Source organism: Novosphingopyxis sp., assembly GCF_965218915.1.
Classification (GTDB): Bacteria; Pseudomonadota; Alphaproteobacteria; order Sphingomonadales; family Sphingomonadaceae; genus Novosphingopyxis.
In genome coordinates this window covers 294,867-319,037 of sequence record NZ_OZ244708.1, presented here as the reverse complement: position 1 = coordinate 319,037, position 24,171 = coordinate 294,867, and the positions used below count along the sequence as shown (strand labels likewise).

Sequence of the window (24,171 nt, the reverse complement as noted above, 5' to 3'; positions counted from 1 at the left end):
CCATCAGCCTACCCGTCGTCGGGCCTTGCGTAAGGCGTGAATTCGCCCAGCACGCACGAACCGCCATAGATGCCGCTGGTGCGATCGATCAGGCGGATGATGTCGCCGCTGCACGATGTGCTCTGCAATTTTTCGGTGACGATGATGTCCCAGTCCCGGGCCAGCCCGGGGCAGCTGGACCGCAAATTGTTGACATAGACCGTTCCGCGCCCCTGGCGATAGACGAGCACATCGTCGCTGATCCGGATATTGGAAGCGCTGCTCAGGCCGGGCGGCAGGCAGTTGATCGATTTCCGCGCCACCTTGCCGTCGATCAGGGCGGCAAGCTTCGTGCTCTGTTCGGGCGTGAGCGCCGCACGCTGCGTATCGCGCGGACCGTAAGCACAAGCCGTTATCGAAAATGCGGCGGCGGCAATGATGAGCGAGGACAGCATGCGGGCCATTGGAAATCTCCGGTTTCGACTTGCCACCCTGTAACGTCCCGTCCGGCGCAAAAGTTGCGCGCCGGGGGCTCCGATCAAGCGTTATCCTTTGCCTTGCGCCGTGCCGCCAGTTCCTCGACGGACCCCGCGCGCATGAACGGATTGGTGGCCCTTTCGGCGGCGATGTCGGTCGGCACCGTCGCCTCGCCGCGTGCGCGCTTCGCCCGCACCTTGTCCATCCGTTCGGCGAGCGCGGCATTGTCCGGCTCGACGGTCAGCGCGAAATCGCCATTGGCCTCGGTATATTCATGCGCACAGTAGATCGCGGTCTCGTCGGGCAATGCCTCGAGCTTGCGCATATTGGCATACATCTGCGCCGCATCGCCCTCGAACAATCGCCCGCAGCCCATCGCGAACAGCGTGTCGCCGACGAACGCGACCCGTTCGCCAGGCAGATGATAGGCGATATGGCCGGCGGTGTGCGCGGGCACGTCGATTACCCGCGCTTCGATCGCGCCCAGCGAAACGGTGTCGCCCTCGCTCACCAGCCGATCGAGCGTCGGGATGCGCGCGGCCTCGGCCCTCGGTCCGGTGATCGTGCAGCCGGTCGCGGCCTTGATCGCTTCGTTGCCGCCGGTGTGATCGGGATGCCAGTGCGTGTTCCAGATCTGCGTGATCGTCCAGTCGCGCTTTTCGGCCTCCGCCAGCACCGGCCCGGCGACGGCAGGATCGACCACCATCGTTTCGCCGCTGCCGGACTCGTGCACCAGCCAGACATAATTGTCGCTGAGCACCGGGATGCGGACGACTTCCATCACCATGTCCCGACATTCTCCATCGAGGCCCAGGGCTCGGCGGGCTCCTTGCGCTCGCCCTTCTGCAGCAGCTCGACCGAGATGCCGTCGGGCGAGCGCACGAACGCCATATGGCCGTCGCGCGGCGGCCGGTTGATCGTCACGCCGCCGTCCGAAAGCCGCCGGCAGCTTTCATAGATATCGTCGACCGCATAGGCGAGATGACCGAAATTGCGGCCGCCCCCATATTGCTCGGGCGCGCCGCCATCCTCGGCCGGCCAGTTGTAGGTGAGTTCGACCTGGGCGTCCTCGTCGCCCGGCGCGGCGAGGAAGACGAGCGTGAAGCGCCCCTTTTCGCTATCGGCGCGGCGAGCCTCCTCTAGCCCGAGCAGTTCGAAGAAGCGGAGCGTCGCAGCGATGTCGGAGACGCGGATCATGGTGTGCAGATATTTCATGGGCGATCCCTTATCACGGCGCGGGGGCGGCCGTCACCTCGCCAGGCTCCGCGAGCGCGGCCAGCTGCCGCGTTGCCGCCTCCGCCTGCGAGCTGCCCGGCGCCACCTCGGCCACGCGCTGCCATTCGGCGCGCGCAGCCGTATCGTCACCGGAAAGCGCCGCGATATTGCCGCGCTCGAGCAGCACCGCCGGTTCTTCCGGCGCGAGCGCCTTGGCAAATCCGATATCCGACGCGGCCTTCTCCAGATCGCCCGCGCGCCGCGCCAGCGTCGCCGACAGCAGCCAGGCGAGCGGGTCCTGCGGCACCAGCCCCACGGCTTCGGCCAGCGCCGCGGCGGCATCGGCGCCACGACCCGCCGATACCAGCGCGCGGGCGCGGTCGAGCTGCACCTCGCCCAGCGCCTTGCCGCTCAGCGTGCCGGTCGCCACCGCGCGGTCGAGATGGGTCAGCGCGGTGGCGCCCTCACCGCCCGCCAGCGCGGCATTGCCCGCCTGCATCCACAGATTGGCTTCGTCCGGGCCATGCGCCCCCTGCGCCATCAACGCGGCCTTCACAAACGCGGCCTCGGCCCGGTCCCAGCGACCGCTGCCCGCTTCGGCCAGCCCCATGCATTGATAGGCCGGCGCGCCGCCATTGCCCGCGATCCACTGGTTCGCGCGCACCACCGCGGTCACCGGGTCGGTGCTGGCCAGATCGAGACATTCGCCCAGACGCGGATCGGCATCGGCGGCGGCGTCTGCCGCCGGTGCCGCGACGGCGGCGGTGGCGGCTTGGAGGAGCAATGGGAAAAACACGGAAATCATGCAGCGGTCCTTCCCCGGTCTTCGATCAGGCGATCGACCGTGGCGGCGAGCAGCGCAAGGTCCGCGCCGCGCGACAGCCGGTGGTCACCGTCCTTGATCAGCAGCGTCTGCACATCGGCTGAACGCAGCGCCGCGGCGAGGCGGAGCGAGGTCTCGTGCGGCACGTCCGCATCGGCCTGCCCATGGAGCAGCCGCACCGGGCAATCGATCGCGATCTTATCGTTCAGCAGCAGATTGGCCTGCCCCGATCGCCAGAAAGCGGCGGCGGTCGGGGTCGGCTCGAGGCCGTAATCGCTGTCCTCGTACAAGGTTTCGCCGGTCGCCAGCAGCGCGCGCTGCGCCTCGTCGAAACCCCAGTCGGTGAAGTCCGGCGCCGCCGCGATACCGACGAGCCCGGCCACCCGGTCTCCCCCGTCCCGCTCGATCAGGGCCAGCGCCGCCAGCAGCATCAGCCAGCCGCCCATCGACGATCCGGCCAGCAGCAGCGGACCGTCGGTCAGTTCATCGATCAGGAACAGCGCGTCGTCGCACCAGCTCTCCAGCGTCTGTTCCTCGAACGCGCCGCCGCTCGCCCCGCATCCGGCATAATCGAACAGCAGCGCCGCGCGCCCCCTGACGGCGGCTTCGTCGAACAGCATCGTCGCCTTCGATCCCGCCATGTCCGACTTGTAGCCGGGCAGGAAGACCAGCGTCGGCCCGGCTCCGGCCGCCTCGCGCCGTTCGGCCTTTTGATAGGCCAGCCGTGCGCCGCCGGGACGAGTCAGGAAGGAGATTTCGCTCATGCCGGAAGCCGAGTCGAAATCTGGAAGTTCACGGAGGGCGCTATACATCCCCCCCCCTCTTCGGCCCCGCCCAAGCGATGCGCAGCGCATGGAGAGATCGTGGCGGTTTGAGCGGACCATGCGGCGAGACTAACCCGAACAGGCCGTTGTAGGACAGCGAAAATCCGTTGGATTTGGAAGAAATAGATGGCTGCTGCGTGTTCTTTGATTCTGTAGCTACACCCTCATATCCTACCCTTCCCCGTTTAAGGGAGAGGAGCGAACCACGGACTTGATCCGGGATCCAGGGCGGATGCAGCGCTGTAACCGCTCCGGCTTTCGCCGGGCTGACGGGGTTTGCGAGAACCGAACATCAAATCGCCTCGCCCCGCCGCGACCGCCGCACACCGTCCACCGAAAAGACCACCAGCGCCGTCCAGATCAACGCGAAACAGGCGAGGCGCGGGGTGGTGAGCGGTTCGTCATAAAGGAACACGCCAAGCGCGAACTGCATGGTCGGACCGATATAGGAGACGAAGCCGAGCGCCGTCAGCCGCATCCGCCGCGCCGCCCCGGCGAACAGCAGCAGCGGGATGGCGGTGACCGCGCCGCCCGCGATCAAGAGCAGGTCGATCTTCAGCGAACTGCCGAAGCCGGCGCTGCCGCCGTAGAGCAGGAACCAGCCGACCGCGCCCAGCGCCACCGGCGACAGCATCACCGTCTCGGCGGCGAGGCCCGGCATCGACCCGACCGGCGCCAGCTTGCGCACCAGCCCGTACAGGCCGAAGCTGAACGCCAGCGCGAGACTGATCCACAAGGTATCGAGCGCCCCCGCCGCCAGGATCGCGACGCCGATGAAAGCGAGCACCACCGAAACGAAGGTGGCTCTGGTCATCCCTTCCTTGAGGAAGAAATAGCCGAGCAGCACGTTGAGCAGGGGCGTGAGATAATAGCCCAGGCTCGCGGCCAGGATATGGTCGGCCAGCACCGCGAACACGTAGATCAGCCAGTTGGCCGCGATCAGCGTGGAGCTGAGCAGCATCAGCAGCCGTGTCTTGGGCGTCTTCAGCACACCCCAGAACGCGGGGAGCTGTTTGCGAAAGGCCAGGATCACGAGCAGCAGCGGCACCGACCAGATCACGCGGTGCGCCACCACCTCCACCGGGGGCACGCCGGTGAGCTGCTTGAAGAACAGCGGCATGAAGCCCCAGATGAAATAAGCGCCGAGCCCCTGCGCCAGGCCGCTGCCGGGCTCGGTCGGCGGCGCATCGGCGCGGGCGGCCTCGATGGGCGTGGCGGGCTCGTCGCGCATGTCTATGCGCCGCCGGTCAGACGGTGATCAGCAGCCGCAGGAAGCAGAGCACGAACACCAGGATGCAGAAATTGCGCCCGCTCTTGCGCCGTGAAAAAGCCCCGATGACGATGCCGATCAGCGGCAGCGGCAGGATGATCAGCGCCAGCAGCCAGCCGAGGACGGGCAGAACCGTGGGGATGGCGAGAATTGCCGAGACGATACCGATGAGCCAGGCGACGATGTTTCCCATGTGCCCGCCCTGCCGCTCCGCCCATGCCCTGGCAAGCGCTTTTCAAAGTTGGGATAGGTTCTGACCGACAGGCGATATTCATCCGGAAAGCCGTTCATCGACAATCGGCAACGGTCCGTCTTGTCGTCCTGTGTTCATGAAACAGCTGCTAAACCTGAACCGTTCTCGACAAGCAACCTTCCGGAAACCCCCTCCGGCAAGCCAGGAGAAGCCGACATGAAAATCGCCATCCTCGCCGCGGCAGCCGCGCTGTCCATGGCCGTTCCGACCCCCGATCTGGGTCCGATAACCGAAGGCGCGGCCGTCCATGCGGACAGCGGCAAGCATGATAATCGCCACCAGCGCTACAAGCATTATCAGCGCCAGCAGGCCCGCGAATATCGCCAGGAGCAGCGTTACTACGACCGTCAGGCCCGCCGCGACGCGCGCCATGACCGCCGCCTCGGCCGCAACGACCGTATCTGGCGCGGCAATGACGGGCGCTATCGCTGCCGCCGCGACGACGGCACCGCCGGTCTGGTGATCGGCGGCGCGCTGGGCGCGATCGGCGGCGCGGAAATCGCCGGCCGGCGGGACCGCACGATCGGCGCGATCATCGGCGCCGTGGGTGGCGGTCTGCTCGGCCGCGAGCTCGATCGCGGCGGCGTCACCTGCCGCTGAGTTTCCAGCATCGTCACGCAGAAGGGCACCCCTTGCCGGGTGCCCTTTTTTGTGGCGCGCCGATGCGGTAGGAGCGCGCACTCCATCGAAAGGCGCATTCCCATGCTGAACGGCCCCCTGCTCGTTACCGAACGGCTGATCCTGCGCCCGCCCGCCGCCGAGGATTTCGAGGCGGCGGTCGCCTTTCACGCCGATCCCGAAACTATGCGTTTTCTGAGCGGTCCGAAATCGCGCGCCGAGACCTGGCGCGCCTGGTGCTGTCTGGCGGGCAGCTGGCATATCAACGGCTTCGGCATGTTCTCGATGATCGAGCGCGCCACCGGCCGCTGGATCGGCCGCGCCGGGCCGTGGCAGCCCGCCGAATGGCCGGTGGCCGAAATCGGCTGGGGCGTGGCGCGCGAGTTCGAAGGCAAGGGCTATGCCCGCGAAGCCGCCGTCGCGGCGATCGATTATGCGTTCGACCGGCTCGGCTGGGACGCGGTGCACCACATCATCGATCCGCAAAACACAGGATCGATCAAGCTGGCCGAGCGGCTGGGATCGGCCAAGATGGGACCGACCCGAATGCCCGCGCCGTTCCAGGACAAGCAGGTCGACTGCTACGGCCAGACCCGCGAGGCGTGGAAGGCGCGGCGGAATTAGGGTCAATATCTAAGCCGGGCGCGCATCACATCGCATCCAGATCCACCGCCTGCACCAGCCGCGGCTTGGCCCGCGCGGCGGTCGCCCTGCCGGCCACGATCAATGCCGCGCCCGCCAGCACCGGCCAGCTCGGCATTTCGGCAAAGAACAGCCAGCCGAACAGGATCGCCCAGAGAAAGCCGGTATATTCCACCGGAATCAGGGCTTGCGCCTCGGCCCGGGCATAAGCCCATCCGAGCAGAAGCAGGGACAGGCTGGACAGCGCCGCCGCGCCGATAATCGCGGGCCACTGCTCGGCGGCAGGCGGCACCGCGAGCAACGGCGCGGCGAGTCCGAAATAGCCTGCCAGGAACAGCGCCATGTACATGGCGATCTCGATCGGCCCGGCGATCTGCGCCTGCCTTCGCGCAAGGATGAGATTATAGGCGAACAGGCAGGCCGAAAACAGCACCGCCCGCACCAAGCAGCGCTTGCGCTTCATAATCGCCGCTCACCCGCCCGCCGACGATCACCGCCACACCGATCAGGCCCAGCACCGAGGCGAGGATCGCGCTGCGCCCGATGGTTTCGCCCAGCAGCAGCGCCGCGAGATAGAGCGCGATCACCGGCGCGATGAAGCTGAGCGCGATCGCCTCGGCCAGCGGCAGCCGGCCGAGCGCCCAGAAGAAGCTCAGCCCCATCGGCAACAGCACCAGCGCGCGCCGGGCATGGATGCGCAGCGCCGCGCGGGTCGGATGGCGCCGACGGCGCCAGATCAGATAGGGCAGCGCCAGGATCGCGATGGCGGCGAGCGAACGCCAGAACAGCGCGTTGTACACGTCGATCCGGAGCACCAGTCCCTTCATCACCGCGTCCATCAGCGAAAAGCTGCCGATGCCGAGACAGGCGACGAGGAAGGGGACGAGCGGGCGCTGGGGCATCGGGGCGCTATCGGGCGGGCGGTGGGCGCTGTCCAGACGGGGCATAGATCATATTATGGGCTAAACCCCTTTGCTGCCGCCCACGTCCGTTCGCCCTGAGCCTGTCGAAGCCTGTTCTGAGCGACTGCTGCAAGCAGGCAGTCGAAGGGGGCTGCTTTCCTTTTTTTCCATCGTTACACGAAAAAAGAGCGGTGCTTCGACAAGCTCAGCACGAACGGAATTGGGGATGTGGCAGTGATCCGGAACCCGCCCCGCGCCCATGCGTCGAAGCCGGACATGCACCAACAAGGGAGTCCATCCATGATCCGCAGCCTCATCGCCCTCGCCGCGTTGCCGCTCGCCGCCTGCGCCGCCGGAACGCCCGCCGGCCCGGCGTCGCCCTATGCGGTGCAGCAGCGATTGCAGCAGGAGGCGTCCAGCGCGTCCGCAGCCCGGCGCACGACCGTGGGCGATCAGGCCGCGCTCGACCGGCTGCGCAACAATAGCGGGCTGACCCTGCAATGGATCGGCTGGGATTATCGCGGCACCCTGAACGTAACGCAGGATGGCGCGCTCGTCCGTCTGCACGGCAGCCAGAACGGTGGCAATGCGCCGCCAGGCACCAAGGACGCGGCGGCAGGACGGCTCACGCTGGACGGCGCTGTCACCGATATCGCGAGCGACCATTTCAGCTTCGACGGTACTATCACCATCGCCGACGCGCCCGACGCGGGGCGCAACTGCGTGCGGACCGGCCCGATGCTGTTTCAGGTCACGCAGAACCGCAAATATTGGCGGCTGCAGAATATGGAATCGTGCCGCGACGGGCTCACCGACTATGTCGATATCTATTTCTGAGAAATAGCCGCCGGCGCGGAGAAACGCGCATTCTCATCGGCCATGGCCAGCATCGAGCGGGCATGGCGTCCCGCCACCTCGCGCTGGTCGGCGCCGTAGCCGCCACCCAGGGCGCTCGCCACCGGAACCGCGCGCCGCCGCGCCTCGGCCAGCACATAACGGTCGCGCCGCGCCAGGCCCGCATTGCTGAGCGAGAGCCGTCCCAGCCTGTCGCCCGCATGCGGATCGACCCCGGCCTGATAAAGGACGAGATCGGGCCGATAGCCATCGAGCAGGCGCGGCCAATGCTCCGACAGCGCCGCCATATAGCCATCGTCGCCGGTGCCGTCGGGCAGCGGCACGTCGAGGTCCGAGAGCGCCTTGCGCACCGGAAAATTCTTCTCGGCGTGCATGGAAAAGGTGAAAATATCCTCGCGGCCCGCGGTCAGCGCGGCGGTGCCGTCGCCCTGGTGCACGTCGCAGTCGACGATCAGGATGCGCTGGACCGTCCCTTCGGCGGTCAGCCGGTTGGCGGCCACCGCGAGATCGTTGAACACGCAATAGCCCGCACCGGTATCGTGTTGTGCATGATGGCTGCCGCCCGCGCTGTTGGCGGCATATCCATGTTCGAGCGCCAGATGCGCGGCGCGCCAGGTGCCGCCATTGGTATGCTGCACGCGCTGCGCGATGTGCGGCGTGACGGGAAAGCCGATCCTGCGCTCCTTTTCGCGCGGCACCGCGGCGGCGAGCACGCTGTCGACATAGGCCGGATCATGCACCGCGGCGAGCCAGTCCCGCGGCATCGGCGGAGGCGCATGCTCGGTGATCGCCGCACCGCTTTCGCGCAGCAGGATCATGACGAGCTGATATTTGTCGAACTGGAACGTGCCACGCTCGGGCAGCGGGGCCATGTAATCGGCATGATGGACGACGTGGAGCATCATGCCTCCCTTAGCTAACTCGTCGCTCCGGCGAAGGCCGGAGCCTATCCTGTGTTCGACTTGAGGGCAGCGTTGTGATCATGCAGATTAACCGATGCCGGGTGTGATGACGAACGGTTCTCATATCCGAGAAACGGGATGGGCCCCGGCCCCCGCCGGGGCGACGGTGGTTTCAACGCTTGGAGCGCGCTATGCCGCAAAGCCCTTCAGCGCCTCGCCCTCCATCCGCATGATGCGCCACGCGTGCTGCATCTTCGCGCCAATCCGTTCGTAGACGCGGATCGCGCCCTCGTTCCAGTCCAGCACCACCCATTCGAACCGCACGCAGCCGCGCTCCACCGCGATTCCGGCGAGCCGCTTCAGCAGCGCCGAACCGATGCCGTGCCCGCGCATCGCCTCGCTCACATAGAGATCCTCGAGATAGAGCCCCTTCAGCCCCTGCCAGGTCGAGAAATTGTGGAAGAACAACGCGAACGCCGCCGCCTCGCCGTCCCACTCCGCGATCAGCGCCTCGGCCACCGCATGCGGCCCGAACAGCGCGTCGTTGAGCCGCGCCGCGTTCACGGGCACGTCGTCCGGCCCGGCTTTCTCGAACGCGGCCAGTTCGCGCACGAAGCGGAGCATGTCGGGAACGTCGGCGGGCGTGGCGGCGCGGATATCGATGCTCATTCCGCCGCCACCGGCTCGGCTTCCGCCGCGTTCGCCGCCTCGATCTCGGCCGCCTTGGCCTCGACCAGCCCGACGATGTGATCGAGCATGTCGCCATCGGCCACATGATGGTCGGTGACGCCCGACAGATAGACCATGTGCTTGCCCTTGCCGCCGCCGGTGAGGCCGATGTCGGTCTCGCGCGCCTCGCCCGGGCCGTTGACGACGCAGCCGAGTACCGAGAGAGAGAGCGGCGTGTTGATATGCCGCAGCCGGTCTTCGAGCGCCTGCACGGTGCGGATCACATCGAACCCCTGCCGCGCGCAGGAGGGACAGGAGACGATGCGCACGCCGCGCGTACGCAGGCCCAGCGTCTTCAGGATCTCGTAGCCGACGCGCACCTCTTCCTCCGGCTCGGCCGAGAGCGAAACGCGGATGGTGTCGCCGATCCCGGCCCACAGCAGATTGCCGATGCCGAGCGCGGACTTGACGGTGCCGCCGATCAGCCCGCCCGCCTCGGTGATGCCGAGATGGAGCGGGCAGTCCACGGCGTCGGCGAGCTGCATGTAGGCGGCGACCGCGAGAAACACGTCGCTCGCCTTCACCGCGACCTTGTACTCATGAAAATCCTGGTCCTGCAGCAGCCGGATATGGTCGAGCGCGCTCTCCACCAGCGCCTCGGGACAGGGCTCGCCGTATTTTTCGAGCAGGTCGCGTTCGAGCGAGCCGGCGTTCACGCCGATGCGGATCGCGCAGCCGTTGCTTTTGGCGGCGTCGACCACTTCCTTCACGCGGCGCGCGTCGCCGATATTGCCGGGGTTGATCCTGAGGCAGGCCGCGCCCGCGTCGGCGGCTTCGAGCGCGCGCCGGTAATGGAAATGGATGTCGGCGACGATGGGCACCTTCGCGGCCCGCACAATCTGCTTGAGCGCGGCGGTGGACGGTTCGTCGGGGCAGGACACGCGGATGATGTCGACGCCCGCTTCCTCGCAGCGGCGGATCTGGTCGATCGTCGCGCGGGCATCGTCGGTCGGCGTGTTGGTCATCGTCTGCACGGTGATCGGCGCGTCGCCGCCGACGGGCACGTCGCCGACCATGATCCGGCGGCTCGTCCGGCGTTCGATATCGCGCCAGGGGCGCAGCGAAGGATTGTCGGCGGTCATCGGAACAGGCCTCGGGGTTCGCGGGTTTGCCCCCATATAGCGGCTCGCGATGACAGTTGCGAGTGGCAGTACCGGACCACCCATAACCCGTAAGTCCTGAGCCTGTCGAAGGACGTCTCGATCGAGAAGCGCCCTTCGACAAGCTCAAGGCTACGGTATTTGAACAAGGAACCAAGATATGCCCACCATTCTCATCACCGGCGGCAGCCGCGGCATCGGCCGTGCGCTGGTCCAGGATTATGCCGCCCATGGCTGGGATGTGATCGCGACCGCCCGGAGCGAAGACGATCTCGCGGAGCTCAACGCAATGGACAAGGTCGAGGCGCTGGAACTCGACGTGGGCGAGGACGAAAGCATCGACCGCTTCGTAGAGCAGCTCGGCGACCGGCCGATCGACCTATTCCTCAACAATGCCGGGATCGCCAGCATCGACGCCGACGACCGCGCGGGCTTCCTCAAGACACTGGAGATCAACGCCGTCGCGCCGACCATGCTGGCGCGGAGGCTCAAGGACCATGTCGCGCAATCGGATCAGAAGAAGATGGCGGTGGTGACCAGCCGCATGGGCTCGATCGGCGACAATGACGGCGGCGGCTACATCCCCTATCGCGCGTCCAAGGCGGCGGTGAACGCGGCGTGGAAGAGCCTGGCGATCGACATGAAACCGGACGGGATCGCCATCGCGATGCTCCATCCGGGTCATGTGAAGACCGATATGGGCGGCAGCGGCGCGCCGGTGACGCCCGCCGACAGCGCCAGCGGCCTGCGCAAACAGATCGACGAGACCAACCTGTCCAACAGCGGCCGCTTCGTCGGCTATGACGGCGCGGCGATCGAGTGGTGAGGTAGCGCGTCATTCCGGCGAATGGCGCAATCTCGTTTAACGCTGTGCTGTCCGCAATTGAGCATTTCCCGCGCAGTTGCTGCATTGCTGCACTCAGCGTTGTCAGCAGCGCCCGACACGCATAGGATCATGCGGATCAGGGAGGGGCTTATGCGTAGAATCTGGGCGATTTTTCTGGGAGCGCTGATCATGTCCAACGCGGCTTCTGCGCAAACGTCAGGCGATCCGCCCGCTGGCAAACCCGCATGGGCGCTCACCATTCATGGCGGCGCGGGGGTGATCGAGCGCGGCAAGCTGACGCCCGAAAAGGACGCCGAAATCCGCGCCGCTTTGTCGCGCGCGCTCGATGCCGGATCGGCGGTGCTGGCAGGCGGCGGCAGCGCCGTCGACGCGATCGGCGCGACGATCACGATCCTTGAGGATGACGCCAATTTCAACGCCGGGCGCGGCGCGGTGTTCACCTGGGACGGCGCGAACGAGATGGACGCGGCGATCATGAAGGGCGAGACGCTGGAGGCCGGCGCGGTCACCGGCGTCACCCGCACCAAGAACCCGGTGCTGCTGGCGCGCAAGGTGATGGAGGATAGCGGTTTCGTGTTCCTGAGCCGCGAGGGTGCCGACCAGTTCTCACGCGAGCAGGGGCTGGAGCAGGTCGATCCAAGCTATTTCGCCACGCCGCTGCGCCGCGAGCAGCTCGAGGAGCTGAAGGAACGCGTGGCCAGCGGCAAGCAGGTGTCGAGCTTCGACATCGACATGAAATATGGCACCGTCGGCGCCGTTGCCCTCGACCAGTCCGGCCATGTCGCCGCCGCCACCTCGACCGGCGGGGTGACCGGCAAGCGCTGGGGCCGGATCGGCGATTCGCCCGTGATCGGCGCCGGTACCTATGCCGACGACCGGTCCTGCGCGATCTCCGCCACCGGCGCGGGCGAATATTTCATCCGACTCGGCGTGGCGCATGAAATCTGCACGCGGCTGCGGTTTCGCGCGATCGAACAAGCGGCCGAGGCGCAGGCCGAGGTGCCCGTCGACCGTGACGGCGCGCCCGAACGCGTCATCACCCCGGACGCGGTTTCGCTCGATCCGCGCGAAGTGCAGGACATCGTCACCGGAGTGATCGACGAGCTCGGCGAGCTGGGCGGCACTGGCGGCGTCATCTATGCCACGCCCTGGGGCCAGCAGGGCTGGAGCTTCAACACGCCCGGCATGTACCGCGGCAAGGCGTCGAGCGGCGGCGAAAAGCTTGTGGCGATCTACGGGGACGAGGAATAGCATAGGGCCAACCCTCTTCCCTCCGGGGGAGAGGAGCGAGACTTGGGCGCGTGCGCCCTAGTCGCAGCGGAGAGGGGCGCTCAGCCGAACCGCCCTGACCCAGATGGCGCTTCAGCAAAATCAAACTTTGGGAATCCCTTTAATGGGTCCTGACCCTAGTCAACGAGCTGGCAAGGCTCCGTATCCTTCTCCCGCCTAGGCGGGAGAAGATTTGGATACAGCCCGTCTTCCCCATGCAACAAATCGGGCGTAGGGCCCGCGCCATGCTGCGTTTCCTGACCGCGCTGCTTGCCGCGCTCGCTTTTCTTCCCCCGGCCCCCGCGCTCGGCTGGGGCGAATATGGCCACCGCACCGTGGCCGCTATCGCCGTGACCAATGTCTCGCCGCACGCCAAATCGGTGATGCGCCGGCTGTTCAAGGCCGCGCCGCTGCTCGGCACGCCCGATTGCGCATTGAAAACCATCGGCGATGCCAGCGTCTGGCCGGACTGCATTCGGCGGGACCGCGACCGCTGGGGCTATACCGCGCCCTGGCATTACCAGAATGTCGACATCTGCCAGCCGTTCGCGCTCGAACCCAATTGTCCGAACGGCAACTGCGCCTATGCGCAGGTGGAGCGCAATTTCAAGATTCTCGCCGACAAATCGCTACCCGACAATGTCCGGCTCGAGGCGCTGGCGTTCCTGATCCATTTCACCGGCGATCTCCACCAGCCGTTGCACGCCGGCGACCGGCACGATCGCGGCGGCAACGACGTGAAGTCCGACTACGGGATCATTCCGGACCTCAACCTGCACTGGATCTGGGACGGGCCGCTGGCCGAGCGCGCGATCTCCACCCCGCCCCGCCTGATCCGCCGCTACGATCCGGCGGAAACGGCACAATTTGTGACCGGTACACCCGAGGACTGGAGCCGCGAAGCCTGGGAGGCGAGTCGCGATATCGCCTATGCCCGCGCGCTGGACGGAGACCCGTGCGGCCCCAAGCCCGAGAGCAAGCTGGTGATCGACGAGGCCGATGTCGCTGCTTCGGCGGAAACGCTACGCCTGCAGATCGTGCGCGCTGGGCTCCGGCTCGCCGATATGCTGAAAAAAGCGCTTTAATCTTTACCCTCTTTATAATCCCGATATCGGGCGGTGCGAATTTGCCACTCGCGCTGAAAGCCCCATTATGCCTAGTCTTCTACGTGGCCGATTTGCCACAGTTGCCATTCGACTCAACGCTGGTGGAAACCTTTTCGTCTTACGGCGTTATGTTGTGCAGTGCGAAAGGACCGTAGTATGACAATCCAGACCGCCGCTTCGAGTTTCGGCATTCAGGGCGCCATGAAGCGCTATTCCTTCATGTATCATGACGGAGACACCAACCATTGCCCCGGCTGTGGGCACAGCCACTGGCATGTCGGACGGGCCACCGCCGAATGCGCCAATTGCGGAACGGCGCTGCCGCTGGCCGAGGTCTCGTCGACCCCGGTGCGACCGCTCTTCTATGTGCGCAGCAGCAAGACGGCGATGGCGGCCTGAGTTAGCCGTTGGTTGCTGCCACTTCGCCGTCGTTCCGGGCTTGACCCGGAAACGTAAGTTCGGCGAAGCCAATCCAGGGCCCAGCGGCATTGTCCTATCGCTCTGGATTTCGGCTTTCGCTGGAATGACGACGCTTTTTGGCGGATCTACTCCACGCAAATAAGGGCGAGCCGTGAGGCCCGCCCTTATTGATTCCCTCAGCCCGCCTTATTCGACGGTCGCATCCACCGGGAAGCCGCGCTTTTCGAGAATGTAGCGCACCTCCGGATCGCGCCCGCGGAACTTGCGATACGCCTCGAGCCGGTCGGTCTCGTTGCCGGTCGAGAGCAGGACCTCGCGGAACCGGTCGGCGGTGGCCTTGTCCCACGAGCTGCCCGCTTCCCCGAACGCCGCCCAGGTGTCGGCGTCCATCGTTTCCGACCATAAATAGCTGTAGTAGCCCGCCGAATAGGCGTCCGACGAGAACAGATGATTGAACTGCGGCAGGCGGTGGCGCATCACGATCTCGTCCGGCATGCCGATCTCCGCTAGCGTCTCGCGCTCGAACGCATCGACATCGGTTACCGGCTCACTGCGGTCGTGCAGCTTCATGTCGATGATCGCGCTCGACAGATATTCCACCGTGGAAAAGCCCTCGTTGAACTTGGACGAGGCCTCGATCTTGTCGACCAGTTCCTGCGGGATCGGCTCGCCGGTCTGATAATGTACCGCGTAATTGTTCAAGATGTAGGGCGTCAGCAGCCAGTTCTCGTTCACCTGGCTCGGATATTCCACGAAGTCGCGCGGCGTGCCGCGCAGGCCCGGATAGGTGATATCGGTCAAGAGCGCGTGGATCGCGTGGCCGAACTCGTGGAACAGCGTGGAGGCATCGTCGACGCTGATCAGCGCCGCCTCGCCCTTGGGCGGTTTCACGAAATTATTGTTGTTCGCCGACAGCACGTTGCGCTCCCCGCCCAGCGACCGCTGCGAGCGGTAGGTGGTCGCCCACGCGCCCGAGCGTTTGCCGCTGCGGGCATAGGGGTCCATATAATAGACGCCGACATTGCTGCCGTCGCGCTTGTCGCTCACCACCCAGCTGCGCATGTTCGGATCGAACAGCGGGATATCGCCAGTGTTTTCGGTGAATTCCAGATCGTAAAGGCGTCCGGCGGCATCCATCATGCCGTCGATCATTTTGGTCAGCTGGAAATAAGGTTTGATCTCATTCTGATCGAGATCATATTTATCCTTGCGCACTTTCTCGGCGTAGAAACGATAGTCCCACGGCGCGATCGTGATATCCGCGCCTTCTTTGTCGGCGATCGCCTGCATGTCGGCGACTTCCTCATGGACGCGCGCCACCGCGGCGGGCCAGACCTTCATCATCAGCGCCATCGCGCGCTCGGGCTCCTTGGCCATGGTGTCGGCCATGCGGTAATCGGCATGCGTGTCGAAGCCGAGCAGCTCGGCGCGCTGCTGGCGCAGCTTCAGGATGTTGGCGATAGTGGCGTTGGTGTCGTTCTCGCCGCCATTGTCGCCGCGATTGACATAGGCGGTGAAGATCTTCTCGCGCAGATCGCGCCGCGTGGAATTTTCCAGAAAGGGCTGCATGAAGCTGCGGGTGTTGACTACCGCCCAGCCGGTTTCCTCATTATCTTCCGCCGCGCTCTTCATCGAGGCGACCAGGCTATCGGGCAGGCCCGCCAGATCGGCCTCGTCCGTCAGGAGGATATAGCTCTCCTCATCGGCGAGCACCTTGTTCGAGAAATCCGAAAACTGGCTCGCCAGCTCGGTCTCGATGCGAATGATCTCCTGCTTCTGCTCGGGCGTCAGCAGCGCGCCGCCGCGCACCAGATCCTCATATTGCCGCGTGACCAGACGCATCTGCTCGGGGTCGAGGTTCAGGCTCTCGCGCCGGTCGTAGAGCGATTTCACGCGCGCAAACAGCCGCGGGTCGAAATTCAGCTCGTTGAAAAAAGCGCTGAGCTTGGGGCTCCACTCGGACTGGATGGCGCGCACCTCGGGGCTCGAAAGATTGGAGGTGTACACTCCCCAATAGCTGAAAACCCGGCCGATTTCCTCGCCGGCCAGTTCCAGCGGCTCCATCGTGTTGGCAAAGGTCGGCGCTTCGGGATTGGCGAGGATCGTTTCATATTCGGCCTTGGTACCGGCCATGCCCAGTCTGAACGCGCCGGGAAAATCGGACGCCTCGACCTCATCCCATTGCGGCACGCCCTGATAGGGTCCGGTCCAGGGGTTGAGCAGCGAATTGGTGTCGTTCGATTTCGGCATGACTTTGGGGCTTTCATCATCGGCGGACATATCCGGCGCTTCGCCAATCACCGATCCGGTACCCGCGTCCGTTTCGCCACCGGTCTGCGCCAGAGCGGGCGTGCCGAGCGCCAAAGTGGATACGGACAAGGCGAAAAAGGCAAGGGTCTTGGGCAAGGGGCAGCCTTTCATGGTGAGTGCTGGTTGCCGCTGTGGTCGAGCATCGAGCGCGCCGCAAGGGCCGTGCAGCCACCGGCCGGAGACGAGGGCGTTCGCCGCACCATCCAGGACAATCAACCTCAACCGAAATGGACCAGATCGGCGAACTGCTCTAACCTCGTCCGCGCCGATCCGCGCTTATGCGATCTGGGGGAGAACAGATCATGGAAAATTATGTTGAAACCAGTCCTTTGGCCGTGCTGCTCGGCGCGAACCCAGTGCTCGAAAGCGAGCTTGACGCCATCGCCGATATCGCCGGCTGGCGGTTGCTGACGCCCGGCGCGACGTTCGACTGGCCGGGCGAGCGGTCCGCTGCGGGGTCGCCCGAATTGATTCTTTGCGATATTCGATCCGGATCGGAGACGCCTGAACGCGAAATCGCGCGGGCCGCGCAATATGCCGCCGATCATGACATCGCCTTTATCGCTTGGACCGACAGGGATCGCCTCGACGAGGCGACCTATCTGGCCGCGCCGGCCGATGCCGAATTCCTGGTCGATCCGGAGCGCGCCGAAACGGTCTATGCCTTGATCATGGCGCGCGGGCGAAAACGTGGGCGCGCACGCGAAAATCGCGGAGAAAGCCGGGAACTCATGCGACTGAGCGACGAGCTGGTCGCAATGGCGCGCCGCGTCGCCGGGCTCACGCGCGACGATCAGGGCGGACAGCTGCGCAGCGATCCGCTCTCCTATCGCGGCGCCCCGCCGGGCAGCGGGGCGCCGCTGGACGGGGACGCCGCCCCCGCGATCAAAGCAGAGCAAGTGCGCGAGATGATTCGCCTGCGCCGAATGCGCGACGAAGCGTTCGAATCGGATCTGTTCGCCGATCCGGCCTGGGATATGCTGCTCGATCTGCTGGCCTCCCGTATCGAGGACAGGCCGGTCTCGGTCTCCAGCCTGTGCATCGCTTCGGCCGTGCCCGCGACGACCGCGCTGCGCTGGATCAAGCTGATGACCGACCGCGGCCTGCTCGAACGGCGCGCCGATACCGCCGATGCGCGGCGCATCTTCATCGCGCTCAGCGAGGATACCGCAGCCCGGCTCCACCGCCTGCTCGCCGCGATACTCGCAAGCGGCGCGCCGTTGGTGTGACGATGATGGTGCGCGGTTCGGCTACGATTGGACGGAGTTGTAAAAATGTTCTGCCGGTCGCCTGATGCCGCCAGTACGCGCCGGTCCGCACGATCCACATTGCCCTCGAAGTGGCGGCGCTTAATTCTATGCCGGTTCAACGTCTACCCATCAAGCCTGGCCAACGTCTACGCTCCGCACGAACCGCGGATTATCAATTCTGTAGGGAGGCGGACCGATTTATGTTCTGATTGCGAGTTGAGTACACTTGATACCAGCAACCGACCGGCCTGTCCTGTATCCTGCCTGATAGTGGTGAGCTTCGGGGTACTGAGCCGACTAAGCAGCATGTCGTCGTACCCCACCACGGCCACATCGTCCGGTATGGTTTGGCCAGAGCGTTGCAAGGCCTGTATCGCCCCCAAGGCGATAAGATCGCTCGATGCGACAATGGCATCGAAAGAAACCCCAGATTCGATCATGTGACTTACCGCCGCGTCGGCCTGATCAAGTTCGAATTCCACCGTCGCAACGCGCTTATTATCGAAGTCGATATCCGCACGTTCCAGCGCTCCAATATAGCCGCGACACCGCTGCTGCGCCTCGGGATCCGTACCACCCAGAAATGCGATCCGGCGCCGCCCGAGCCTGATGAGGTGATCGGTTGCCCGCTTTCCACCGCTGAAATTGTCGGACCCTATCGATCGATAACGTTGTTCCGGCAGTTCTGCACCCCACACAACGAATGCTATGCCCTGATCCGCCAGCCGATTGAACGATTCGTGCAAATATCCCTGCCCCAAAAAGATCGTACCGTTTGCCCGGCTCGTCGTGCTGGCGACGAAGAGATCGTCATAGCTTACCGGGGACAAATGGCTGACCGTAAAATCGCAATCATGGGACCGCGCCGCCTCCCCGATACATGCCAAAAGCTCGAGGAAGAACGGATGTGACAGCGGAAGCGGACGCCCGCGCGTTTGCGGCGTCACGATGACTATGCTGCCTTCCGAACCGATCGGGGCAATTGGCATCGATGCGCGGAACGGGTAGTCGTGGGCATGGGCGAGTGCCCAAATCCGTTGTTTCGTGCGCGAACTGATCAGGGGATGGTCGTTGAGTGCGCGGGAAATCGTGGAAATGGATACTCCCGCCAGCTGGGCGAGGTCCTGCAACGTGGTTTTCTTCTTTGATCCGATTGCCATTATCTACGATCACCTTGATATGGTCCACAACACTGTCAAGCTCACATGTGATATGCAATAGCAGTGGTGAACAGACCGAATCACATACGGGGGCCCAATCCCCTCACTCTGCCGCAGATATGCAACCTGTCGATCGGACTTTTCGGCGTACAGGTCGTCTGGGGCCTGCAGAACGTGAACACGAGCCGTATTTTCCAGACGCTGGGCGCCGATGTATCGGACCTTGCCCTGTTGTGGATTGCCGCACCGATTACCGGTCTCATCGTGCAACCGCTGGTGGGGCATTTCAGCGATCACCTGGATGGCCGCTGGGGCCGACGCAGCCCCTTCATCGTCATCGGAGGGGTGCTGACCGCGATCTCCCTATTGCTGATGGGTCATGCGCCATCGCTGACGGCGGCGGTCTTGGGCCTATGGTTGCTCACCATTTCGGTCAATATACTGATGCAACCCTTGCGTGCATTGTCCGCCGACCGCTTGCCGAGCGACCAACGCATGACCGGTTTTGCGCTCCAGGTCTGTTTCATCGGTGCCGGCGCGATCTTCGCATCCGCGCTGCCGTGGATACTGGCGAATGCATTCGACGTAGCGGGGGTGGACGCGAAGGACGGCCTGCCGCAATCGATCCGTCTGGCGTTCGCTCTGGGGGCGCTCGCCATGACGATGACCGTCGGCTGGACGGTGTTCCGGGTCCGCGAACGGCACCATGTGTTAGAAGACGCAAGCACGATCCGCCGCGCAACCAGGCTGGCTGGGACCTGGCGGGCGCATGGCTTGTGGGTGATTTCCGGCCTCGCCATCGCGGTCACCGTCGCTGGGCTGGACCTGCCGCATGAAGGGTATCTTCTCGCCGGCCTGCCGGCAGCCTATGGCGCCATCCGGGCGCTTCGCGCCTGGCGCATGCAGCGGGATACGACGTCGCGCGGACTGTTCGAGATCATCGACGACATCGCCGATATGCCGCTGGCGCTGCGGCGGCTGGCCATCACCCAATTCCTGACCTGGTTCGGGCTGTTCGTGATGTGGGTTTATTCGATCCCCGCCATCGCGTTCCGGCATTTCGGGACGAGTGACGTGCGTTCGATCGCTTACGCGCAGGCGGGGGATTGGGTCGGCCTGCTGGCTGCGATGTATGACGGGGTCGCGGTCATCACCGCGCTGGCGCTGCCCGGGTTGACCCGCAGGATCGGCCTGCGACCTTGTTACGCGATCTGCCTGGCCATGGGCGCGGCCGGACTTGCTGCGATGCTGGTGATCGAAGACCCCGCGCACTTATGGATTTCAGCGGTCGGCATCGGGATCGCATGGGCGGCGGTACTGGCTGCCCCCTATGTCATCGTCGCCAATTCGGTCGTTCCGGCCAAGACCGGGGTTTATCTGGGGATCCACAACATCTTCCTCGTCTTGCCGCAACTCGTCGGCGCCGCGTGTCTGGGCAAGCTGATGGACGTTTTTTTCGAAGATCGGCCCGATGTCATGCTGGCCATCGCCGCCGCCGCCTTTGCCTGCGCCGCGGCGAGCACGGGGCTGATCCCTTCGCAAGTCAGCCCAGGCCGCGAGTCGCAATAATTATGCAAAGTCTTGCATGAATGCCTCTCGGGAGTGTTCGAGGCGTATGGGAGATGGTGTGAACTCGCAAGATTGCCGCTTGCTCTTTACGCAAAAAGATGCAAATTTGCCCTCGGATCAGCGACAGGCTGGCGGATCGAGGGAGGATTATATGGCGGGCACCCGAACCACACACGCATTGACCTACGGCGTATCGACCATCGCGCTGGTGTTCGGCGCCACTGCGGCGATGGCACAGGATGCGGACGAATCGGTCGAGCGCGCCTCGCAGACCCAGCAGACCTCTACCGGATCGCCCGAAACAGGCGAGGCGGCGACGGAGGACACCTCCAGCACGATCATCGTCACCGGCGTGCGCGAAGCGCTGATCACGTCGCAAAGCATCAAGAAGAACGCCGATACTTTCGTCGATTCGATTACGGCGACCGATATCGGTGCCTTCCCGGACAAGTCCGCGGCCGAGGCGTTGCAGCGCGTACCGGGGATCACCGTGGGGCGCCTGCAATCAGCGGACGACAGCACCCACCCTTCGGGCGAACCCGCCAGCGTCCTGATCCGCGGGCTAACCCAGGTCCGCACCGAATTTAACGGGCGCGACAGTTTCTCCGCCGATTCGCAGCGGGGATTGCAGTTCAACGACGTTTCGCCCGAGCTTCTGGCGGGCGTCGATGCCTATAAGAACCAGACCGCCAAGATGATCGAAGGCGGGATCGCCGGCACGGTCAACCTGCGCACCCGGCTGCCGTTCGATGAAGATGGCTTGGTCGTCACCGGCGTGTTCAAATTGAACTATGGCGATCGATCGGACGAAGTCACGCCCGAGTTTTCCGGCCTGATCAGCGATAGCTGGGATACGGCGGCCGGGCGTTTCGGCCTGCTGGTCGATTATGCCCAAAGCAAGGTGGTCACGCGCACCGAAAACGTGATCATGGACAAGATCGACACCTATTGTTCGGACGGATTCGGCACCGCTGCCGCGGGCAATCTGGACGCCGATGGTTTCGTCGCCTGCAACGCCAATCCCTTCGGCGGCACCGGTTTTGCCCTGATCCCCGACGGAGTTCGTTTTTCTCAAGTCGATTACGACCGCAAGCGGCATGGCCTTGCCGTGGCGGCACAATATGAATCCCCGGATGAAAAAATCCATGCGACCGTGCAATTCACGCAATCGCGTTATCGCAACGCCTGGTTCGAACGGGCCAGTCACGCGATTCTGGAAGGGGGTTATTTCGGCACGCCGGCCTTCAATCCGCGAACCGGATCGGCCCTGGGTCCTGCGGACGGGACCGGACCGCTGGTATTCGGTTCGAACGGCTTGCTGCAATCGGGCGTGCTGACCCAGCCGCACGGCAGCTTCAGCGGCACGTATGAAAGCGTGCAGGCCGCGATCAATGCCGGTTCCGCCATCCCTGGCGTTCCGTTCGTGAATTACTGCGGCGCGGGGTCGAACTGCACCACTTTGCGCGACGGGCTGTATCTCCAGAACGAAGCGCGCAATTTCGCCCACCGCGAAAGAACCAGCGACTTTTCGGGATATCTCGAATGGCAGCCGACCGAACGACTGCACCTGAGCACCGATCTCCAGTTCATCGACGCATCGACCTACAACAACGACATCATCGTGACGGCCGGTTCGATGGCGAACTTCGATTACAGAGTAAACGAGGATGGGACCCCTCAGATCGCCTTGTTGCCCGGAGACAACGTCAATTACGCCGAGGGCGGCTTAGCGAACCCGCATAATTACTGGATTCCGTTCATCCAAGGCCATGTCGAGGATAACCAGGGTGAAGAATTCGCGCTGCGCGGCGATGCGGATTACGATTTCGACGAAGGCGGCTGGATCGACTCGCTGTCGGCCGGCGTGCGTTATGCAAATCGCCGGCAGACGGTGCGCTATTCCACGTTCAACTGGACACCGATCGCAGCCAACTGGAACTGCAACGGCCCGGGTTTCAATGCCGACAACACCACTGGCGGCGCTTATCCCACCGATACCGGCAATTGTGGCGGCAACGCGGGCCATCCCGACTTCTCCGGTTATGGCGCAGGCATCTGGGAGTCTCACGACCTCGGTGATTTCTACAGCCAAGGCACCTATCCCAACGGCCAGCTGGTCTTCCTCAACCGCGACACGCTGCGGAATTTCGATGGGCTGATCAACGCGCTTGGCGGTGCGCAGACCAATTCGCCGATCCAGCCGGGCTATACCGCCATTTGCGATCGCGATAACGCCACAGTGGACGATTGCTTTACGGATGGTGAAGTGTTCAGGGTGCGCGAAAAGACGTTGGCGGGTTATGCCATGCTGAAGTTCGGCGGGCAGGACCGATATGTCGGGGGCGTCAACGTGGTCGGCAATGTCGGCTTACGGGTCGTCCGCACCCGCGTACGCAGCGAAGGCAGCATCGCGTTTCCCGCAACCAATACGTTCGACGGTCTGCAGCCCTGTGGCACGCCGCTGTCGGGTACCAGCATCGTCAATCCCAGTTGCTATCTGACACCGGAAATCCGCGCCTTTGCCGATGGGAGCGCGCTGACGGGAACCTATAGCGGGAGCCATACGGACTGGTTGCCGAGCTTCAACGTGCGGTTCGGGCTGGATGACGAGAAATTCATCCGCTTCGGCTATTCGCGCGCGATTGCCCGTCCCGAATTCGGCTATCTGCGGAACACCGTCGCGATCAATGCGCCGGTCATCAATACCGGGCCGGATTCGCCCTTCATCGTCTACAATTCCCCGAACGCGGCGCCGGTCGCGGCGAACGTGACCGGCTATAATTTCGTGTTCCGCGCGAATTCGGGCAACGCGGCCCTGAAGCCGATCAAGGCCGATCAGTTCGATCTGTCGTTCGAATATTACCCATCCGCCAGTACCTCGTTCACGCTGACGGGATTCTACAAGAAGCTCGATAATTACATCACTTTCGGCCAGTTCGACCGGGTCGTCGAAAATGGCGGATCGCAGCAGACGGTGGAGATCCTGGGGCCGCAGAATGCCGATGGCGGCGGCGAATTGAAAGGTTTCGAGGCCGCGTTCCAGACGTTCTTCGATTTCCTGCCGAGCCCGTTCGATGGCATCGGCACGCAATTGAACTACACGTTCGTCGATCAGTCCGGGATCAACAATTCGAACCTTATTACGGCGTCGTCCGGCGGCGACATCGGGGCCTTCGGCGCGGGCCAGCAGGCGCTGGGCGGCCAGGGTTCGGTAATCGATTCGCACCAGCTTGCCGGGATTTCCAAACATACCTTCAACATCGTCGGATTGTACGAAAAGGGACCCGTCGGCCTGCGGCTTGCCTATAATTGGCGCTCGCGTTATCTGACGCAGAACCTCGATTGCTGCATCGGCCTGCCGGTGTTCCAGAAGGCGGCGGGTTTTCTGGACGGATCGATCCGTTTCTCGCTGACGCGTTATGCGGAACTCTCGCTCGAAGGATCCAATCTGCTGGGCACCACCACGGTGTATCAGCAGCAGATCTTCGGCGATTCCCCGCAGACGCCGGGCGCGACGCCGGTATATATCGATTCCAACTGGAGCCGCGTGGACCGGCGTTTCCAGGCGGGCGTGCGCTTCAAGTTCTAGCCTCCCTAACCCGCTGCCCCGGTCCGCGTCCACGGGCCGGGGAGCCATAAAGAGGAAGAACA

The 24,171-nt window shown here is 64.4% G+C and carries 24 protein-coding genes; 10 read left to right on the top strand and 14 right to left on the bottom strand.

Annotated features, from left to right (window positions below; all coding sequences use genetic code 11):
* Positions 1–8: 8 nt before the first annotated feature.
* The 7 genes from ACOQPC_RS01630 to ACOQPC_RS01600 all read right to left on the bottom strand — a co-directional run bounded on the left by ACOQPC_RS01630 (position 9) and on the right by ACOQPC_RS01600 (position 4,781).
* Complete coding sequence (locus ACOQPC_RS01630; RefSeq protein ID WP_420606932.1) at positions 9–443, bottom strand: DUF6491 family protein; 435 nt, start codon at positions 441–443, stop codon at positions 9–11.
* Between the two features lie 74 nt (positions 444–517).
* The gene (gloB, locus tag ACOQPC_RS01625; protein WP_420608186.1) at positions 518–1,240 is read right to left on the bottom strand and encodes a hydroxyacylglutathione hydrolase; all 723 of its coding nucleotides are present in this window, start codon (positions 1,238–1,240) and stop codon (positions 518–520) included.
* Positions 1,237–1,671, bottom strand: coding sequence for a VOC family protein (locus ACOQPC_RS01620; protein ID WP_420606931.1), 435 nt, complete (start codon positions 1,669–1,671; stop codon positions 1,237–1,239). Before ACOQPC_RS01620 ends, gloB begins: the two co-directional genes overlap by 4 nt.
* Before the next feature lie 13 nt (positions 1,672–1,684).
* Positions 1,685–2,476 carry a tetratricopeptide repeat protein gene (locus ACOQPC_RS01615; protein ID WP_420606930.1) on the bottom strand — a complete coding sequence of 264 codons (792 nt, stop codon included), beginning with the start codon at positions 2,474–2,476 and terminating at the stop codon, positions 1,685–1,687.
* Complete coding sequence (locus ACOQPC_RS01610) at positions 2,473–3,258, bottom strand: alpha/beta hydrolase (protein WP_420606929.1); 786 nt, start codon at positions 3,256–3,258, stop codon at positions 2,473–2,475. The genes ACOQPC_RS01615 and ACOQPC_RS01610 overlap by 4 nt, the downstream gene beginning before the upstream one ends.
* A gap of 352 nt (positions 3,259–3,610) precedes the next feature.
* Positions 3,611–4,549, bottom strand: coding sequence for an EamA family transporter RarD (rarD, locus tag ACOQPC_RS01605; protein WP_420606928.1), 939 nt, complete (start codon positions 4,547–4,549; stop codon positions 3,611–3,613).
* Between the two features lie 16 nt (positions 4,550–4,565).
* Positions 4,566–4,781, bottom strand: coding sequence for a hypothetical protein (locus ACOQPC_RS01600; RefSeq protein ID WP_420606927.1), 216 nt, complete (start codon positions 4,779–4,781; stop codon positions 4,566–4,568).
* A 216-nt stretch (positions 4,782–4,997) separates the two neighbouring features.
* Here ACOQPC_RS01600 and ACOQPC_RS01595 point away from each other — a divergent pair, with 216 nt between their 5' ends.
* Positions 4,998–5,441 (top strand): glycine zipper 2TM domain-containing protein, encoded by a 444-nt coding sequence (locus ACOQPC_RS01595; RefSeq protein WP_420606926.1) that lies wholly within the window; start codon positions 4,998–5,000, stop codon positions 5,439–5,441.
* Positions 5,442–5,543: 102 nt separating this feature from the next.
* On the top strand, positions 5,544–6,083 hold the full coding sequence (locus ACOQPC_RS01590; protein WP_420606925.1) for a GNAT family N-acetyltransferase: 540 nt from the start codon (positions 5,544–5,546) through the stop codon (positions 6,081–6,083).
* Positions 6,084–6,108: 25 nt separating this feature from the next.
* Here the strand turns inward: ACOQPC_RS01590 and ACOQPC_RS01585 are convergent, their stop codons facing one another.
* Both ACOQPC_RS01585 and ACOQPC_RS01580 read right to left on the bottom strand, forming a co-directional pair.
* A complete protein-coding gene (locus tag ACOQPC_RS01585; protein WP_420606924.1) occupies positions 6,109–6,564 on the bottom strand; it encodes an EamA family transporter in 456 nt (151 codons plus the stop codon).
* Positions 6,503–7,003, bottom strand: coding sequence for an EamA family transporter (locus ACOQPC_RS01580; protein ID WP_420606923.1), 501 nt, complete (start codon positions 7,001–7,003; stop codon positions 6,503–6,505). The genes ACOQPC_RS01585 and ACOQPC_RS01580 overlap by 62 nt, the downstream gene beginning before the upstream one ends.
* Positions 7,004–7,303: 300 nt before the next feature.
* On the opposite strand from ACOQPC_RS01580, the gene ACOQPC_RS01575 reads away from it, so the two are divergent.
* Positions 7,304–7,840, top strand: a complete 537-nt coding sequence (locus ACOQPC_RS01575) for a hypothetical protein (protein WP_420606922.1) — start codon at positions 7,304–7,306, stop codon at positions 7,838–7,840.
* Here the strand turns inward: ACOQPC_RS01575 and ACOQPC_RS01570 are convergent.
* The 3 genes from ACOQPC_RS01570 to ispG all read right to left on the bottom strand — a co-directional run bounded on the left by ACOQPC_RS01570 (position 7,831) and on the right by ispG (position 10,571).
* Positions 7,831–8,760, bottom strand: a complete 930-nt coding sequence (locus tag ACOQPC_RS01570; RefSeq protein WP_420608185.1) for a histone deacetylase — start codon at positions 8,758–8,760, stop codon at positions 7,831–7,833. The two genes, ACOQPC_RS01575 and ACOQPC_RS01570, sit on opposite strands and share 10 nt — an antisense overlap.
* Before the next feature lie 189 nt (positions 8,761–8,949).
* Entirely contained in the window at positions 8,950–9,429 is a 480-nt protein-coding gene (locus tag ACOQPC_RS01565; protein ID WP_420606921.1) for a GNAT family N-acetyltransferase, read from the bottom strand.
* Entirely contained in the window at positions 9,426–10,571 is a 1,146-nt protein-coding gene (gene ispG, locus ACOQPC_RS01560; protein WP_420606920.1) for a flavodoxin-dependent (E)-4-hydroxy-3-methylbut-2-enyl-diphosphate synthase, read from the bottom strand. Before ispG ends, ACOQPC_RS01565 begins: the two co-directional genes overlap by 4 nt.
* Before the next feature lie 178 nt (positions 10,572–10,749).
* Between ispG and ACOQPC_RS01555 the strand changes: the two genes are divergently transcribed.
* The 4 genes from ACOQPC_RS01555 (at position 10,750) to ACOQPC_RS01540 (ending at position 14,210) form a co-directional block, all read left to right on the top strand.
* Positions 10,750–11,415, top strand: coding sequence for an SDR family oxidoreductase (locus ACOQPC_RS01555; RefSeq protein WP_420606919.1), 666 nt, complete (start codon positions 10,750–10,752; stop codon positions 11,413–11,415).
* Positions 11,416–11,565: 150 nt separating this feature from the next.
* A complete protein-coding gene (locus tag ACOQPC_RS01550; protein WP_420606918.1) occupies positions 11,566–12,687 on the top strand; it encodes an isoaspartyl peptidase/L-asparaginase family protein in 1,122 nt (373 codons plus the stop codon).
* 263 nt (positions 12,688–12,950) lie between these two features.
* A complete protein-coding gene (locus ACOQPC_RS01545) occupies positions 12,951–13,790 on the top strand; it encodes a S1/P1 nuclease (RefSeq protein ID WP_420606917.1) in 840 nt (279 codons plus the stop codon).
* A gap of 177 nt (positions 13,791–13,967) precedes the next feature.
* The gene (locus ACOQPC_RS01540) at positions 13,968–14,210 is read left to right on the top strand and encodes a hypothetical protein (RefSeq protein ID WP_420606916.1); all 243 of its coding nucleotides are present in this window, start codon (positions 13,968–13,970) and stop codon (positions 14,208–14,210) included.
* A gap of 207 nt (positions 14,211–14,417) precedes the next feature.
* On the opposite strand, the gene ACOQPC_RS01535 is transcribed toward ACOQPC_RS01540, so the two are convergent.
* A complete protein-coding gene (locus tag ACOQPC_RS01535) occupies positions 14,418–16,637 on the bottom strand; it encodes a M3 family metallopeptidase (RefSeq protein ID WP_420606915.1) in 2,220 nt (739 codons plus the stop codon).
* Positions 16,638–16,843: 206 nt separating this feature from the next.
* Here ACOQPC_RS01535 and ACOQPC_RS01530 point away from each other — a divergent pair, with 206 nt between their 5' ends.
* Positions 16,844–17,770 carry a hypothetical protein gene (locus ACOQPC_RS01530; protein WP_420606914.1) on the top strand — a complete coding sequence of 309 codons (927 nt, stop codon included), beginning with the start codon at positions 16,844–16,846 and terminating at the stop codon, positions 17,768–17,770.
* A gap of 167 nt (positions 17,771–17,937) precedes the next feature.
* On the opposite strand, the gene ACOQPC_RS01525 is transcribed toward ACOQPC_RS01530, so the two are convergent.
* Positions 17,938–18,921: a LacI family DNA-binding transcriptional regulator gene (locus ACOQPC_RS01525; RefSeq protein WP_420606913.1), complete on the bottom strand. Its 984-nt coding sequence runs from the start codon at positions 18,919–18,921 to the stop codon at positions 17,938–17,940.
* A 96-nt stretch (positions 18,922–19,017) separates the two neighbouring features.
* Here ACOQPC_RS01525 and ACOQPC_RS01520 point away from each other — a divergent pair, with 96 nt between their 5' ends.
* Together ACOQPC_RS01520 and ACOQPC_RS01515 are read left to right on the top strand one after the other, a co-directional pair.
* Complete coding sequence (locus ACOQPC_RS01520) at positions 19,018–20,520, top strand: MFS transporter (protein ID WP_420606912.1); 1,503 nt, start codon at positions 19,018–19,020, stop codon at positions 20,518–20,520.
* Positions 20,521–20,671: 151 nt separating this feature from the next.
* Complete coding sequence (locus ACOQPC_RS01515) at positions 20,672–24,109, top strand: TonB-dependent receptor (protein ID WP_420606911.1); 3,438 nt, start codon at positions 20,672–20,674, stop codon at positions 24,107–24,109.
* Positions 24,110–24,171: the final 62 nt, after the last annotated feature.